Source organism: Maricurvus nonylphenolicus, from assembly GCF_042854845.1.
In the GTDB taxonomy this organism is placed as follows: Bacteria; Pseudomonadota; Gammaproteobacteria; order Pseudomonadales; family Cellvibrionaceae; genus Maricurvus; species Maricurvus nonylphenolicus.
This window is the reverse complement of the sequence record NZ_AP031498.1, coordinates 1,719,036-1,735,313: the sequence shown is the minus strand read 5'-3', so window position 1 is coordinate 1,735,313 and position 16,278 is coordinate 1,719,036. Positions and strand designations below refer to the sequence as shown.

General features: G+C 49.9%; 14 protein-coding genes. All 14 read right to left on the bottom strand.

Annotation, left to right across the window (positions count from 1 at the left end):
- Positions 1–9 precede the first annotated feature (9 nt).
- The 14 genes from ACGHZ6_RS07450 to uppS all read right to left on the bottom strand — a co-directional run bounded on the left by ACGHZ6_RS07450 (position 10) and on the right by uppS (position 16,182).
- Positions 10–1,104, bottom strand: coding sequence for an MBL fold metallo-hydrolase (locus tag ACGHZ6_RS07450; protein ID WP_390618199.1), 1,095 nt, complete (start codon positions 1,102–1,104; stop codon positions 10–12).
- A 127-nt stretch (positions 1,105–1,231) separates the two neighbouring features.
- Positions 1,232–2,758 carry an AbgT family transporter gene (locus ACGHZ6_RS07445; protein WP_390618198.1) on the bottom strand — a complete coding sequence of 509 codons (1,527 nt, stop codon included), beginning with the start codon at positions 2,756–2,758 and terminating at the stop codon, positions 1,232–1,234.
- A 124-nt stretch (positions 2,759–2,882) separates the two neighbouring features.
- On the bottom strand, positions 2,883–4,316 hold the full coding sequence (locus ACGHZ6_RS07440) for an HDOD domain-containing protein (RefSeq protein WP_390618197.1): 1,434 nt from the start codon (positions 4,314–4,316) through the stop codon (positions 2,883–2,885).
- A 160-nt stretch (positions 4,317–4,476) separates the two neighbouring features.
- Positions 4,477–5,082 carry a ribonuclease HII gene (rnhB, locus tag ACGHZ6_RS07435; RefSeq protein WP_390618196.1) on the bottom strand — a complete coding sequence of 202 codons (606 nt, stop codon included), beginning with the start codon at positions 5,080–5,082 and terminating at the stop codon, positions 4,477–4,479.
- Complete coding sequence (gene lpxB / locus ACGHZ6_RS07430) at positions 5,082–6,260, bottom strand: lipid-A-disaccharide synthase (protein WP_390618195.1); 1,179 nt, start codon at positions 6,258–6,260, stop codon at positions 5,082–5,084. Before lpxB ends, rnhB begins: the two co-directional genes overlap by 1 nt.
- Positions 6,261–6,262: 2 nt before the next feature.
- On the bottom strand, positions 6,263–7,054 hold the full coding sequence (lpxA, locus tag ACGHZ6_RS07425) for an acyl-ACP--UDP-N-acetylglucosamine O-acyltransferase (protein WP_390619154.1): 792 nt from the start codon (positions 7,052–7,054) through the stop codon (positions 6,263–6,265).
- A gap of 22 nt (positions 7,055–7,076) precedes the next feature.
- A complete protein-coding gene (gene fabZ / locus ACGHZ6_RS07420) occupies positions 7,077–7,517 on the bottom strand; it encodes a 3-hydroxyacyl-ACP dehydratase FabZ (protein WP_390618194.1) in 441 nt (146 codons plus the stop codon).
- Between the two features lie 68 nt (positions 7,518–7,585).
- Positions 7,586–8,617 carry a UDP-3-O-(3-hydroxymyristoyl)glucosamine N-acyltransferase gene (lpxD, locus tag ACGHZ6_RS07415; protein WP_390618193.1) on the bottom strand — a complete coding sequence of 344 codons (1,032 nt, stop codon included), beginning with the start codon at positions 8,615–8,617 and terminating at the stop codon, positions 7,586–7,588.
- 41 nt (positions 8,618–8,658) lie between these two features.
- Positions 8,659–9,171: an OmpH family outer membrane protein gene (locus ACGHZ6_RS07410; protein WP_390618192.1), complete on the bottom strand. Its 513-nt coding sequence runs from the start codon at positions 9,169–9,171 to the stop codon at positions 8,659–8,661.
- A 93-nt stretch (positions 9,172–9,264) separates the two neighbouring features.
- Positions 9,265–11,823, bottom strand: a complete 2,559-nt coding sequence (gene bamA, locus ACGHZ6_RS07405) for an outer membrane protein assembly factor BamA (RefSeq protein WP_390618191.1) — start codon at positions 11,821–11,823, stop codon at positions 9,265–9,267.
- Between the two features lie 155 nt (positions 11,824–11,978).
- Positions 11,979–13,334 (bottom strand): sigma E protease regulator RseP, encoded by a 1,356-nt coding sequence (rseP, locus tag ACGHZ6_RS07400; RefSeq protein ID WP_390618190.1) that lies wholly within the window; start codon positions 13,332–13,334, stop codon positions 11,979–11,981.
- Between the two features lie 33 nt (positions 13,335–13,367).
- On the bottom strand, positions 13,368–14,549 hold the full coding sequence (ispC, locus tag ACGHZ6_RS07395) for a 1-deoxy-D-xylulose-5-phosphate reductoisomerase (protein WP_390618189.1): 1,182 nt from the start codon (positions 14,547–14,549) through the stop codon (positions 13,368–13,370).
- A 28-nt stretch (positions 14,550–14,577) separates the two neighbouring features.
- The gene (locus ACGHZ6_RS07390; protein WP_390618188.1) at positions 14,578–15,441 is read right to left on the bottom strand and encodes a phosphatidate cytidylyltransferase; all 864 of its coding nucleotides are present in this window, start codon (positions 15,439–15,441) and stop codon (positions 14,578–14,580) included.
- A 3-nt stretch (positions 15,442–15,444) separates the two neighbouring features.
- Entirely contained in the window at positions 15,445–16,182 is a 738-nt protein-coding gene (gene uppS, locus ACGHZ6_RS07385; protein ID WP_390618187.1) for a polyprenyl diphosphate synthase, read from the bottom strand.
- Positions 16,183–16,278 lie beyond the last annotated feature (96 nt).

Sequence of the window (16,278 nt, the reverse complement as noted above, 5' to 3'; positions counted from 1 at the left end):
TTTAAGAACTTAAAGTGTTGGAGATGTTTCCTCGCCAGTAGTCACTGCCGCCACGGCAGGTAGATAAGGCCGCCACCAGGCCAAGGTAGGAATGGGCGTTTTCACCGATACTACTTCCCCAAACAGAGGGGTTAAAAGATTCACCCCCTGCTGATCAGATAATTGCTGTACGCGCTCCAAAGGTTCAAACCAATCATGCAGTGCCAGATTAAAGGTACTGTTGTGAATGGTCACCATGGCGTTGCCGCCTAAATCCTGATGCGCTCTGACAGTCTCTTCCGGCATCATATGAATATCCGACCAGGCCGCGTTATAGGCGCCATTTTCCATTAAGGTGATATCAAACGGCCCTAATCTTCTACCAATTTCTTTAAAGCCAATAAAATAACCGGTATCGCCACTAAAGAAGATATTGGATTGTGGAGAGTGAATCACCCAACTTGCCCACAGGGTTTTATTGCGATCAAACAGACCGCGTCCGGAAAAATGTTGAGAAGGCGTTGCGGTAAAGGTCAAACTACCGATTTTCTTCTGCTGCCACCAATTCAACTCAATAATTTTGTTGTCAGAAACGCCCCAATCGCGCAGATACTGCCCTACCCGCAAAGGTGTTAAAAAGAACTCCACTCGATCAGACAGCGCCTGAATAGAGTCCTTATCCAGATGATCATAATGGTCATGGCTGATAATCACCGCTTTAATCGGTGGTAATTCATCGATGGTCAACGCAGGCTTATGGAAACGTTTGGGACCTATCCACTGTACCGGCGAGGCTCTCTCGCTAAACATGGGATCGGTTAATACATACTGCCCATCGGTGCGAATTAATACCGTGGAATGCCCCAGACGATATACCACGGACTCAGTGGTATTGCTCAGTTCTTCTTCGCTAATTTTCCGCAATGGAATGGGTTGCGACGGTTCCGGGTGCTGCGGATCGGTTGTCAGCCACTCCCAGAGCGCACCACTGTCACTTGAAGGGGAGTGAGCCTCAGCATTTTTAAACGCTGGCTGCTCATCAGTGACTGCACAGCCCATCACCGCAATGGCCACCAGCATCGCCAGAGCAACAATCCACTTAAACCGCTTACCGGGGTTAAACACCAGCTGACTCTCCTACGGATCACATAAATAACGGTAGAGAGAGTAGTCTATAGGCCTGTGGGCAAATGTATACTCGCCAGCAGGCCTATTTATTTAAGAAATGTTAGGGAGTGCAAAGCCGCCACAACTATGAAGCCTGCCCTGAGCCAACAAAAATCTCAGCCCCAGGCCCCAAAGGCAGCCCCAGTAGTATCCAGGCCATCAACAACAGTGACCAAGCGACAATAAACATGACACTGTAGGGCAACATGGCCGCGACAATGGTGCCAATCCCCGCCTGCTTGTCATATTGCTGCACAAAAGCCACTACCACACCAAAATACGGCATCAGTGGTGTAATGATATTAGTAGCGCTGTCACCGATTCTGTAAGCCACTTGTGTAGCTTCCGGAGAGATTCCCGTCAGCAGCAACATAGGCACAAACACAGGCGCAATTAGCGCCCATTTAGCCGAAGCACTACCGACCAATAAGTTGATCATTGCCGCCAGCAAAACAAACCCTACCAGCAAGGATGCCGTATTGAGCTGTAACTGCTGCAACACTTCCGCGCCATTAATAGCGGCAATAATCCCCAGCTGACTCCAGCCAAAATAACTGACAAACTGGGCGGCAAAAAACATCAGCACCAAATAGCTGGCCATAGTTGCCATGCTTTTTTCCATCCCCAGCACAAAGTCCTGACCGCGACGAAAATTACCGGACACCTTGCCATAGAGCAAACCCGCCAAGGCCGCATACACTGCGATAATGGTGACAATGCCCTTAATAAACGGTGAGCGAAGAATACTCCCGGTTTCTGGATGACGTAAGGCACCGGTTTCCGGTATCAGCCCCCATAACAGCAACCCTACAAATACCAGGGAAAAGGCACCCACCAGTTTTAATGCCCGCTTTTCATAGGGTTTAAGCGCTTCAACACCACTGGCATTAGTGCCATCGTGCGGAAAACGCGGTTCAATCCATCGCTCTGTTACCCAGGTACCAACAGCAGCAATCATAAACGTGGAGGCGAGAATAAAATAATAGTTGCCTGCCGCACTGACTTCATATCCTGGCTCTACCAAGCGAGCCGCTTCGGTGGATATACCGGCTAAAATAGCATCGAGAGGGCCAATCAACAGGTTGGCACTGTATCCGCCAGAAACACCCGCAAACGCCGCCGCGATCCCCACAACAGGCGAGCGACCGACAGCAGCGAAGATCATCGCCGCCAGAGGAATCAAAACCACATAGCCAGTATCGGCAGCCAAACTGGACAGTACTCCAGCCAATACAATGGTAAATGTCAGTAATTTGGCTGGTGCCTTGATAACCGTAGCGCGTAGGACTGCACCGAGTAAGCCACTGTGCTCCGCGACCCCAATCCCCATAATCGCAACCAGTACCGTACCCACGGGTGCAAATTGGGTGAAGTTGGTAACAGTATTGGCCAGAATACGTTGTAAACCTTCCGCATTAAGCAAATTGACCGCGGATACCGTATTACCATTAACCGGGTGTAACGCCCCGACTCCCAACCAGGCACACAACCAGGATAACGCCAGGATAAATCCGCACAGATAAATAAACAGCAGTGTTGGGTGAGGCAACCGATTTCCGATAACCTCGATACGAGTCAGAAAACGGTTGAGCAAGAGTGATTGAGCGGTCATGAGTCATTCCCTGGCACTATTAGCGTTTTACGCCGCAGTTTACCAAGAAATCAGCGCCAAAAAACCATTACCTAGAAACCATTACTTAGAAACCATTGCCTAGAATCGCAGGTTTGCCAAACTGTCAGTTGTGCTGTCCACGCTGTAATTTGGGCAAACTGCCCTGAAGGCGGCGATACACCAGGCAAGCACAGATCATGTTCAACTGTTCAACAAATAATTGGAAGGCCTGATAATTTTCATCACTGATCGGCTGATCACGGTTGTCAGCATAAATAACACCAACCAATTCATCCTCAATTTCAATCGGCCCACAGCAGCAATCATCTTCTGGAGAAAATACCCGCAGTCGACCTCGATCTTCCGAGCTGCTTTGCCGCTTAATTAACTCACAACTACGCTCTTTGATAACTCTGGATAAGATATCGTCCTGCTGCGTCTTGATAGGAATCTTTCCCTTGACCCTTAAGCGTTCAAGACTATCCCCCAAGCAATAGCGAACTTCAAAGTTGTGCTTGTCCTGATCGTGCATTACGACAATCACTCGACCAAAACCCACCGCATAGTGAATCGCGTCTGTAATCAATTGAAAGACCCGGTGTAGCGACGCATTTTCTCGTACCAATACGGAAATTTTATGCAGGTAGTTCATCTGGTGAAAACTGTCCTGATCACCTTCTACCAAGGCAGGATTGGCATTGGCATCTGGCAAAAACTCATGCAGGCTCTCCAACTCATACTGCTGAGCCAGCTTGGCGGCTTCCCTGGCACTGGCTTCAACCAGATCCTTACTGCGCGGTAAACTTAAACCGGTATAGGCTGCAACAGACGTAATCAACTGTCGCATAGGACGTGAATCCACACCCTCGTCCCAGGTTTGCGCCAACCTGTCACCCAATTGCACGGCCTCTTCCGCCTCTCGATTGACCGGCGTTAGGAGATGCTGAAGATGCCAATCTGTGGCCAGACCCTGGGTAAGCTCAGAAAAGCCTATACCTAAGACTTCCCGCCCCAATGATCGGGAATCCTGGGGCTTTGCATGTAAGTTTTCGAGATAACGTTTGCATTCAACGGTAGAGCTGGAAAGAAAAGACAGCTCTCCCAAATGCTGAAATAGCGTAGCAATAAAAACCTCTTCACGATCTTCATCATCTAAATCAAACGCCAGGTTTTTCGCTTGTACGGCGGCATGTAAGGATTCGGCCAAACGCTGCTTGAGTATATGGTTAGCGTTTTTTTGTAACAGCGAATCAATAAAAACAACACTTAAACCAATACGTCGCAACTCATTAAAGCCCAACATAACGATAGCGCGACTGATGGTATTAATGGGCACGGCGGTAGGATTAAAGTGAACACTGTTAGCCACTTTAAGTAACTTTGCCGTCACGCCGGCATCCGGCAAAATTACCTGTGCGAGTTGCTGTGCTGAGCTTTGCTGCTTCTCGGTCAGCTGCATCATTTTTCGTACAGTTCCCGACAGGGCCGGCAGCTCGGCATGACCGAGTTGCTGCAGCCAATATTCTAACTTTGGCGAGGAAGATGGTTCACTCATCATGTGCTCTCACAGGACGTAATGAAATCCATATTCCTTGAAGCAGTGCTCAAAGCCAAGCACCAATCTAGAAGGATTTGCTCTAGTTGGCAGGCGGTAATAGGCAGGCGTTATTAAAAACGCCATTAAGATCGAAAAGAAATTACTAGGAGGGATTTATAACCTAAAACAGTGTCATCTGTTCCAGTTTGGCTTTAACGGGCCCGTAAGAAGTCCGGTGAATCCGGCACGGCCCCAGCTTATCCAGGGCTTGCATATGCACCTTGGTCGGATAACCTTTGTGACCTGCAAAACCATAACCGGGATAGAGTTTATCCATTTCTACCATTTCCCGATCACGGGTGACCTTTGCCAGAATAGACGCTGCACCAATGGCGGCAACGCGAGCATCGCCTTTTACCACGGCTTCCGCAGCATAATCCCACTGGGGAATTTTATTACCATCTACCCAGACATGTTCCGGCTGGATATGTAGTCCTTCCACCGCACGTTTCATGGCTAGCAAACTGGCTTGTAAAATATTGAGCTTATCAATTTCGGCAATACTACAGCGGGCAATGCAAAAACTTTTGGCTTTTTCCTGGATTTCATCAAACAGACTATCGCGACGCTTTTCGGTGAGTTTTTTGGAATCGTTTAGCCCTTCGATAGGATTATCCGGGTCAAGAATAACCGCAGCCGTTACCACATCACCAGCCAGAGGCCCTCGCCCCACCTCATCAACGCCAGCGCCTAATAAACCTTGGTAACTGCTTACAAATGGTTCCATTACTCTTTTCCGATCAACGCTAATACGGCTTGTGCAGCCTTGTCACTGGCATCACAGCGTAACTGCTGGTGCAGCTCGTAAAACGCATCTGTCATCTGTTGCGTTTGTTCATTATTTTGCAGATAACCCAACAAGGTTTCTCCCAGCGCTTGTGGCGTTACCTGTTTTTGCAATAACTCAGGCACCAGGGGTTTATCAGCAAGCAGGTTGGGCAGGGAAAAATATTTCGATTTCACCATGCGAGAAATAATCGCAAAGGATAGAGCCGCCAATTTATAGGCGACCACCATTGGACGTTTTAACAGCATCGCTTCCAGTGTGGTAGTACCCGATGCCATCAACACCGCATCTGCTGCCGCCATAGCTTCGTGAGATTGCCCATCAATCAGCGTCAACGGCAATTCGCCCTGCTCCGCCAATTGCGTTTCAATTTGTTGCCGGCGCTGTGCATTTGCCGCGGGAACCACAAACTTAACCTCTGGATACTTGGCCTGTAGCCACTGAGCCGTCTGCCAAAATACCGGTCCCAACAGCTTCACTTCTCCGCCCCGGCTACCAGGCATCAATGCAATCAGCTTGCCCTGCTCGGGCAACCCCAGACTTTTTCGAGCTTCAGCCTTATCGGTATCGAGAGGAATATCATCGGCCAGAGGGTGCCCGACAAACGTCACCGGCACCTGATGCTCTTCATAGAACTTAGCTTCGAAGGGCAACAGCGTTAGCATCAAATCAACGCTGTTGGCGATTTTTACAATACGCTTCTGGCGCCAGGCCCATACCGACGGGCTGACATAGTGAACCGCAGGAATACCTGCCGCCTTTAGCTTACCTTCAATGGTCAGATTAAAATCCGGTGAATCAATCCCTATAAACACGTCGGGCGGATTATCAATAAAGTGATTAATCAGGGTTTTGCGGATGCGTAACAACTCAGGCAGGCGCTTAAGCGGTTCAACCAAGCCCATGACTGCCAAGCGCTCTTGGGGAAAGAAGCTTTTAAAACCGAGTTTGAGCATGCGCTCGCCACCGATCCCTTCAAAGCGGGCATTAGGGTAACGACGCTGAATGGCTTGCATTAAACCGGCCCCGAGAATGTCTCCCGAGGCTTCGCCCACAACAATACCAATTCGTAGAGATTCTGTAGCAGGAAGATTTGCTGAGGTACTGTCGGCGCTCATACTTAGCGTACGATGCCGCGACTGGAGGTCTTTAAAGACTCGATAATCGGCAATACGGCACTGCAGTTTTCCGCCAGTTTAGTTAATTCGGCAAGGGCCTCATCAACGGTTAAACCCCGACGATAAACCAGTTTAAAAGCTTTATTGATGGTTGCGATTTCGTCTTTATTAAAACCACGTCGACGTAAGCCTTCGGCGTTAATACTTTTAGCAGATGCTGGATTGCCCGTTACCATCACATAGGCGGGTACATCTTTACCAATGGCACTGCCCATACCGGTAAAGCAGTGGGCACCAATACGGCAGAACTGATGGATCAGGGTGTAGCCACCGAGAATAGCCCAGTCGTCCACATGGACATGGCCAGCCAGTGATGCGTTGTTTACCAGTACGCAGTGGTTGCCAATCACACTGTCGTGCCCCACATGCACATAGGCCATTAGCAGATTATCGTTACCAATCGTGGTCTCATTGCGATCTTGAACAGTACCACGGTGAATAGTGACACCTTCACGGATCACATTGTTGTCACCGATAACTAGACGAGTAGGCTCACCTTGATACTTAAGGTCTGGAGTTCCCTCACCTACGGTGGCGAATTGGTAAATCCGATTGTTTTGACCGATAACCGTTGGCCCTTTAATCACCACGTGGGATTCCACCACGGTGTTATCACCAATCTCCACATCGGGACCAATGATGGACCAGGGGCCAACGTCAACGTTGGCGCCCAATTTGGCGGAAGGATCAATAATTGCGCGAGGGTCTATCAATGTTTTGTATCCTGTACGGATTAATGCCTTTGGCTAGATTTGTTCACACGACCTTACGGTCAGCACACATAATAGTGGCAGAAGCGGCGAGCTCGCCTTCTACAGTGGCACGACATTCAAACTTCCAGATACCACGCTTTACGGAAACCACTTTGGATTCCAGCATTAACTGATCACCCGGTACCACTTGACGCTTAAAGCGCACATTGTCGACACCGGCAAACAAATACAGAGAACCATCTTCTGGCGTTTTACCCTGGGACTTAAAACCCAGAATACCAGAGGCTTGCGCCATGGCTTCAACAATCATAACACCTGGGAAAATAGGTGCCTGGGGAAAGTGGCCATTAAAAATATCTTCGTTAATAGAGACATTTTTATAAGCAACAATAGATTCGTTTTCAACCAACTCTACCACACGATCCACTAACAGGAACGGGTAACGGTGCGGGAGGTATTTACGAATTTCTGCGATATCCATCATAGGTCTTGCTTCCAACTGCTCAGCCACGTTAAGCGCGGCCCTGTCATAAACTGACCCTCTAAGGAGCCTTATTGATTCTTTTCGAGTTTTGCCAAACGTCTTGCCAGCTTATCCAGCTGGGCAAAACGGGCGGCGTTTTTACGCCATTTTTCTGTTTTATCGACGCCGGTTCCGGAAGAATAGGAACCGGATTCAGTAATCGATTTGGTCACCAGTGACATGGCGGTCACATGCACATTATCGGTAATCTGCAGATGGCCAATGATACCGGCTTTGCCGCCAATGGTGCAGTTTTTTCCAATATGAGTGCTGCCAGCTACAGCGACGCAGCCGGCAATGGCGGTGTTTTCACCTAAACGCACATTGTGGGCAATCTGTACCTGGTTATCGAGAATCACCCCATCGGCAATCACGGTGTCATCCAGCGCGCCGCGATCAATAGTCGTACCGGCGCCGACTTCAACATTATCGCCAATGACTACACCGCCGAGCTGGTGAATCTTAACCCACCCTTGGTCGCTGGGTGCAAAACCAAAACCATCGGCACCGATGACACTGCCACTGTGGAATATGCCGTTTTTACCAATACTCACACCATGGTACACGGAAACATTGGCGTAAAGCCTTGTACCTTCGCCAATAATTGAATCCGCACCAACATAGCTTCCAGCACCGACGACTACGCCAGCACCAATGTGAGCGCCTGCATCAACCACCGCATTGGCGCCAATAACAGCATTGGCAGCAATCTCAGCACTTGGATCAACTGAAGCCGTTGCATGCACACCGGCGTCCTGAGCTAATTGAGGGGCAAATCTTTCTGTCAGCCGTGCGTAAGCCAGGTAGGGATTACCAATAATCAGCTTGTTGCCAGAATAGGCGTCGGCTTGCTTCGGGTGAATAATCACCGCACTGGCTTTGGTGGTTGCCAGGTATTTCTGATAAACAGGATTAGCCAGAAAGGCCAACTGACCAATAGTGGCATCCTGCAGGGTATTCAGCCCCGAAATCTCACATTCGGGGTCACCAACTAAATCGGCGTCCAAAAAGGACGCCAGATCTTGCAGACGGTAATGCCTGTTTTTGTCCGATGGAGCCATGGACGACGAATCTATGGACACTGATTTACCAACAGCAAAAGTTACTTCGCTTTATTCAGCTTGTCGGTCACTTTGGCCGTGATGTTGTGAGCTGGATCAGCATAGAGTGCAGACTTGCTGTCAATCACAACACTGATACCTTCAGCAACAACCACTTGGTTCAAAGCACTTTTAGCTTTAGGAATCATATCCTGCATCAGACGCTGAACAGCAGCCTGCTCTTCGGCACGCAGTTTTTCCAGCACCAGCTTCATATCGGCGTTTTTAAACTCAACCTTTTTGCGGTAATCAGCTTTCTCTTCCGCATTCCAGGTCATGCCTTTGGTGTTGGCTTCTTTTTCCAGAGCAGCCATATCAGCACGCAGGGCTTCGAACTTTGCAGTCATTGCAGCGAATTCTGGATTAGCTTTTAAAGATTCCAGAGCTTTCTTTGCAGCCTGGGTATTCATAATCGCCGCCTGGGCATTAAACACCGCAATTTTACCTTCAGCCATTGCAGTAGCAGACAGAGTGATTGCCACCAGGGCAATTGCAAAAGATTTCAAAATACGCACAAGTACATCTCCATTTATTATTATGAAAGTGCTCTAAGGCGAAATGGCTTAGAGCACCGTAAATTCACACTTTACTTAGGTTAAACCCGATAATTAGAACGCAGTACCCAGAGAGAACTGGAACACTTCGGTTTCGTCTTCTTCCTGCTCTTTCAGGGCTTTTGCTAAACTGAAAGTCAGCGGGCCAAAGCCGGTAATCCAGGTTACACCGATACCCATTGAAGCACTGATCTTGCCAAAGTCGACGTCATAACAGTTCAGCTGACCATCACCACAGTCGGTATCGAATACGTTACCGGCATCGATAAAGAAGCTGGACTGGATAGAACGCTGATCTTTGATAAATGGCAGTGGGAACAGGATTTCGGCACTACCTTCGATCAAAATATTGCCGCCGAACGGATCGTCGTCATCACCTGAAATAGTAGTTAAAAGCTCATTTGCGGCATCATCAGAAACATAAACGTTTTGATCACGAGTGCCATCATTATTGCTGTCGATACTTACAGCGCGGTAAATTTCAGCAGGAGTAGCACGTGGACCAAGCGTATTTCGTTTAAAGCCACGGACAGAACCAAAACCACCCGCGTAGAAGTTTTCAAAGAACGGCAACTCAGTCGTATCACCATAGGCATCCGCGTAACCCAGCTCGGTACGCAAACGCAGCGTAAGGTTCTTGGTTAATGGACGGAAGTACTGGCCTTGGTAAGTCAGTTTATAGTATTCCAAATCACCACCAGGCAGACTCAGTTCCAGAGAAACGGACTGGGATGCACCACGGGTCGCCAGACGACCGCGGTTCAAAGTAGATTCACGCCAGTTAAAGTTCAGGGTTAAGATATTGAAATCATCTCCGTTATCATCTACCCAACCTGATGGATTGGTCGTGAGCATACTATCTGTGATTGACTGGGTAGGATTACAAATTGTGCCTGCATCAGTATCAGTACACTCATCCACATTACTGTCTAAGATAAACTCATTATCGATATTGTTCCGTAAACGCGGCGATGAAATAATCTCTTGAACTGCCTGATCACCAGTCTCAATCGATATATTAGTTAACCCAACCCCAAAGCCCAAACGGGAAATCTCAGAAATCGGATAACCAAAGTTCACCGAACCACCAAAGGAGTCCGTGGTATAGCTCGATACGTTAACCTCTTCAAAGTCACGCTCGCGGTAGAACAGGTTAAAACCACGGCTTACACCATCCGGGGTAAAGTACGGGTCGGTGTAGTTAAAGCTATACACAGTCTGATAGGACGAGGTCGATACGTTAAAGCCTACACGCTTACCGGTACCAAACCAGTTGTTCTGCTGAATGTTGGCACCCAGCACAATACCGGAGTCCTGGGCAAAACCAAGGCTGGCGCCGATACTACCGGAAGGTTGTTCTTCTACGGTGTATTCCACATCGATCTGGTCAGAGGTACCCGGTACTTCCAGATTCTCAACCGTGACTTCTTTAAAGAAGCCCAGACGCTCCAAACGTACTTTGGATTGCTCGATTCGCGCAGTAGAGGCTGAACCACCTTCCATCTGGCGCATTTCACGACGCAGTACATCATCAGACGTCTTGGTGTTACCGCGGAAATCGATGCGACGGACATAGGCTCGCTTGCCTGGATCCATAAAGAAGGTCACTTTTACCGTGTTGTTTTCGTCATCACGCTCAGGGATGCCGCGAACCTCGGCAAAGGTATAGCCTTCGTTACCCAGACGGCGGGTAATATAGTCGGAAGTGGTGGTCATCAGTACCTGAGAGAAGGTCTGGCCTTCACGCAGCAAGATCAGCTGACGAATCTGCTCTTCCGGTACTACCGGCTCACCGGCCAGATCCACACCGCTTACAGTGTAAATACCACCTTCGGTGATATTAACGGTGATATAGACGCCTTCTTTATCTGGCGTCAGGGAAACCTGGGTAGAATCAATATTGAATTGCAGGTAACCGCGGTCGCGGTAGTAGCTCTCCAGGCGCTCGATATCGCCAGACAGCTTTTCTTTTGAGTATTTGTCGTTGCTGTTTAACCAGGACAACCAACCGGTGGTTTTCAGTTCAAACAGGTCCACCAACTCTTGATCGGTGAAAACGGTGTTGCCTACGACGTTGATATGCTTAATCGCTGCCACCGAGCCTTCGTCAACGGTGATATCCAGTTTTACCTGGTTGCGTGGCAGGTCAACCACTTCGGTTTCAACTTTGGCGCTGTAGCGGCCCTGCGCCACATACTGGCGTTGCAGCTCCTGGGTCAAACCTTCCAGGGTTGCGCGCTTAAAGATTTGGCCTTCTGACAAACCGTTCTCAGACATGCCCTTGAGCAGGTCTTCGGTTTTAATGGCCTTGTTACCTTCAATCTCGATTTCGCTAATGGCGGGACGCTCTTTAACGGTAATCACCAGAATGTTGCCGTCACGGCCGATTTCGATATCGGCAAAGTAACCGGTACGGAACAGTGAGCGAGTGGCACTCTGTACAGCTACGGAATCCATGGTGTCGCCAATTTGCACTGGCAAGGCGGCAAACACGGTACCCGCTGAGACACGCTGCAAGCCTTCAACGCGAATATCGGTAACGCGGAAGTCCTGGGCTGCAACAGCCAGGGGGAAGAGAACTAAACTGATAACCAGGAGGCGCAATCGCTTCATATTTTTGATTCTAATTTTGCTTATATGGTTTTAAGTCGTTATTGAAGACAGGCAGCAAACATCCCTGCTGTCAGGCCAATAACCTGCCCCAGAACCTGTCGCCAGGCTCTAAATCCTTCATTAAGTGTTGATCAACAGTGAGAGACTGCGCGCAATCAGAGGCGCATTACATCGTTGTACAGTGCCAAGACCATAACACCGACAATCATCATCAATCCCAATTGATACCCCATCATCTGCACCTTCTCGGATACCGGGCTGCCCTTTACTACCTCAACCAGGTAATAGAGCAAGTGACCGCCATCCAGTACGGGAATCGGCAACAGATTAAACACCCCTAAACTGACACTGAGCAGGGCTAAAAAGCCCAAATAATAACCAATGCCCGCTTTGGCAGAAGAGCCCGCAACTTTAGCAATGGTGATGGGTCCACTCAAGTTTTTCGTGGAGATTTCCCCAACAATTAGCTTTTTCAGTGATAAAAGTACAAATGCGGAGGTATCCCAGGTTTTATGGACTCCACCGACAAAGGCGCCCCAGACACTGTAATCGGTGCGGCGCAGTAATTCTTCCGGCCAGGTACGCGAACCCGCAATACCAACCCGACCAACAGTTTTACCGGTGGTATCTTCCACCGATGCAGGCACAACATTGATCACCTGACGGCTACCATCACGCTCAACTTCTACGGCAATGGTTTGGCCCGGACGCTCACGCACATAGTCAACCCACTCCATCCAGCCAGGTTGATAGAGATCGTCAACGGCGATAATACGATCATTGACCTTAAAACCCGCCTTGGCTGCAGGGCTCTCAGGCATCACCTGAGCAATTACATTCTCAATCTCCGGTTCCCACATGCTCAGGCCCAGGCCTTTTACCGGGTCTGGTTCATCCACGCCCTTGAGCCAGTTATCCAGGGTCGCTTCAGATTCATAACGCAGGTCGGAATCTTCATATTTCACAGTAAAAGCAATGGTACCACTCTCACCCAGACGCTGGAGCAAACGACGATTGAGGTCCTGCCAGGTTGGCGTAGATACACCATCAACAGCAACAATTTCCTGCCCGACCGACAAACCGGCCTGCTCGGCAACCGAATTCGGTTCTACAGAGCCAACCACAGGCGCAACATCCACGGTACCGCGCAACAGCAGCACCCAGAACAGCAAAATCGCCAGAATAAAGTTGGCAATCGGGCCGGCTGCGACAATGGCGATACGTTGCCAAACGGGTTTGCGATTAAAAGCCTGATCCAGCAGATGCTCTGGGACCTCTGCCTCACGCTCATCGAGCATTTTGACATAACCGCCCAAGGGTAAGGCGGCTAGAGTAAATTCGGTATTGTGCTTGTCGCGCCAGCTCCACAGGGTTTTGCCAAACCCCACAGAAAAGCGCAGCACTTTCACACCACAGCGGCGGGCAATATAGAAATGGCCAAATTCATGGAAGGTCACCAGAACACCCAGTGCTACCAAAAACCAGACGATTGTCAGAATGCTATCCACCATTGACCTCTACTTACAGTAACCTCTAAATTCCTGTCACACGCCAAAACTGGCCACCAGCGCATTGGCCTTCTGCCTTGCCGCCGCATCGGCGTCTTTGACCACAGCCAGGCTGGACGGTTCAACCTGAGTTGTTTGCGCTAATACCTGCTCAATAACAACAGGAATCTGGTCAAAACGCAGCTGCTCATTCAAAAAGGCATCTACTGCGACCTCATTAGCCGCATTTAATACCGCCGGCATAATGCCTCCGGCTCGGGCTGATTCAATGGCCAGACGCAATCCCGGGAAACGCTCAAAGTCTGGCCCCTCAAAATCCAGACGAGCAGTCGCAATCAGGTCCAGACTCGCTACCCCAGACTCAATACGCTCAGGCCATGCCAGGGCATGGGCAATGGGCGTGCGCATATCCGGGTTGCCCATCTGTGCCAATACCGAGCCATCCACATACTCTACCATGGAATGGATAACGCTTTGTGGATGCACTACCACTTCGATCTGGTCCGGGCTGGCATTAAACAACCAGCATGCCTCAATAAATTCCAGCCCCTTATTCATCATGGTCGCAGAATCCACCGAGATCTTGCGGCCCATGGACCAATTGGGGTGGGCACAGGCCTGATCCGGGGTCATGCCCGGCAATTCTGCCAAAGGTGTAGTTCGGAAAGGCCCACCGGAACCGGTCAGCAGAATCTTGCGAATGCCATTGTGCTCAAGCCCCTGAAAACGCTCAGGCAAACATTGAAAAATAGCATTGTGCTCACTGTCGATGGGCAACAGAGTTGCGCCATTGCCCTTGACCGCCTGCATAAACAGATCGCCGGCCATGACCAACGATTCCTTATTGGCCAGCAGGACTTTCTTACCCGCCTCTGCCGCGGCAAGCGTTGGCGCCAAACCGGCAGCACCAACAATAGCCGCCATAACAACTTGTGTATCCTGATGCTCGGCAACGGCTACCAGCCCAGCCTCACCCGATAACACTTCGGTTTCACAATTTTTCTGACGCAATTCAGCTGCCAGACGTTCAGCCGCTTGCTCATCACGCATCACCGCAAACTGCGGTTTGTGGGTGACACACTGCTCAGCCAACAACTCAACCTGAGAGTTAGCGGTTATTGCAAATACACTGTAGCGATCAGGATGGCGCGCCAGCACATCCAGCGTGCTGACACCAATAGAACCTGTAGAACCAAGAATCGTAACGGGCTGTTGCATTATCTACTTACACACCTTGCAATAAGCGCTAAATTGAAACCTGCCAATCAGCAGCCAATACTGCCATGGCAAACACCGGCGCAGCGGCCGTCAGACTATCAATACGATCCATCACACCACCGTGTCCCGGCAGCAAGCGACTGCTGTCCTTAATACCGCGGTGACGCTTAACCATACTTTCCAGTAAATCACCCAGCACCGAGGCCAGGGCTGTTGGAATCACAATAGCCACCAATACAGCTGCCTGCCCTACATAAGAACCTACCGCAAAAGCCAAAATCAGAGTGCAGGTAATACCGCCCCAAAAACCTTCCCAGGTTTTAGCCGGGCTTACCGCTGGAGCGAGCTTACGCTTACCAAACGCCTTGCCGGTGAAATAGGCACCGATATCGGCCGCAGCGACAATCACTACCACAAACAAAATCAGCAGAGGTCCATGGGGCTCATTATGCAGCATCACCAGTCCCAACCAGGTCGGCACCAATACCAGCAAGCCCATCAAGGCTCGCAACCAGCGATGCCCCCAGATCACGGCACTTAATGGATAGGTTTGTACCCAAAGCAGCGCCATGGCCCACCATACACAGGCCACTATTAGAATTTCGCGCACCCGCTCTTTATCCAGCAAGCCGGTGTTAATTACTAAATCTGTCAACTCACCGCCCAGCGCTCCGGTATAGCGAGCACACCAGGCAATCGCCATCATAACGATCAATGCATAGCCATAACGCAACGGGCGTGAACTCAGGCCTGACATATTGGCCCACTCCCAGCCAGCCACAACCACAGCAAATGCGACCAACAGGGCAAATTGTCCAGGAGTGCAGTAGAAGAGTGCTGCCAGTACTAATAAAGCCAAGATAACTGCAGTAATAATCCGTTGCTTTAGCACTATCTACTCTCCGTTTAGAACTTGTTCTGAGGTTTTACCAAAACGACGCTGGCGACCGTAAAAATCATCTACCGCTAAATCCAGCTGCGCTTCATCAAAGTCTGGCCAATAGCACTCACTAAAATGCAGTTCACTGTAGGCGGCCTGCCATAACAAATAGTTGCTGATACGGGTTTCACCGCCAGTACGAATCAGGAGATCTAACGGTGGCAGGTCTGCCAGGCAAATATGCTGCCCCAGTAGCTCTTCGTCTACCTGATCCGGGCTCAACTCACCGCGGGCAACCTTTTCTGCAATCTGTTTGGCCGCCTGAGCCATATCCCATTGGCCACCGTAATCCGCAGCAATCACCAGGGTTGAATCACCGTGATCAGCAATTGCCTCAGCTTCAACGATAGCCTTGCGAATGCGATCACTGAATCGATCACGACGACCGATAACCCGTAACTGCACCCCCTCCTCGCGAAGCTTTTTAGCCTCTTTCTTCAGGTAACTCATAAACAGCCCCATCAGCGCCTCCACCTCCTTAGGTGGTCGCTGCCAGTTTTCACTGCTGAAGGCAAACAGGGTTAGCGCTTCGATGCCGTGCTTTTTACAACCACTCATCACATCGCGAATACGCTCAACACCCGCTCGGTGCCCACTGACACCGGCCTTGCCCTGCTGCTTTGCCCAGCGATTATTACCATCCATAATGATGGCAAGATGTCGAAGGCGGTTGGGGGTTGCAACGTCAGTCACAATGTAAAACTCCGGGATACATACATGGAGGGTTCTACACCCTTAGGTTGGGTGCTTATTATTATGAGGGGCACTCAAGGGGCTGACTCACCAACC

What these genes read in the sequence shown, in the direction of transcription:
- ACGHZ6_RS07445 (WP_390618198.1), bottom strand. Translation starts at nt 2,758, where the DNA reads ATGACCGCTCAATCACTCTTGCTCAACCGTTTTCTGACTCGTATCGAG.
- ACGHZ6_RS07440 (WP_390618197.1), bottom strand. Translation starts at nt 4,316, where the DNA reads ATGATGAGTGAACCATCTTCCTCGCCAAAGTTAGAATATTGGCTGCAG.
- rnhB (WP_390618196.1), bottom strand. Translation starts at nt 5,082, where the DNA reads ATGGAACCATTTGTAAGCAGTTACCAAGGTTTATTAGGCGCTGGCGTT.
- lpxB (WP_390618195.1), bottom strand. Translation starts at nt 6,260, where the DNA reads ATGAGCGCCGACAGTACCTCAGCAAATCTTCCTGCTACAGAATCTCTA.
- fabZ (WP_390618194.1), bottom strand. Translation starts at nt 7,517, where the DNA reads ATGATGGATATCGCAGAAATTCGTAAATACCTCCCGCACCGTTACCCG.
- lpxD (WP_390618193.1), bottom strand. Translation starts at nt 8,617, where the DNA reads ATGGCTCCATCGGACAAAAACAGGCATTACCGTCTGCAAGATCTGGCG.
- bamA (WP_390618191.1), bottom strand. Translation starts at nt 11,823, where the DNA reads ATGAAGCGATTGCGCCTCCTGGTTATCAGTTTAGTTCTCTTCCCCCTG.
- rseP (WP_390618190.1), bottom strand. Translation starts at nt 13,334, where the DNA reads ATGGTGGATAGCATTCTGACAATCGTCTGGTTTTTGGTAGCACTGGGT.
- ispC (WP_390618189.1), bottom strand. Translation starts at nt 14,549, where the DNA reads ATGCAACAGCCCGTTACGATTCTTGGTTCTACAGGTTCTATTGGTGTC.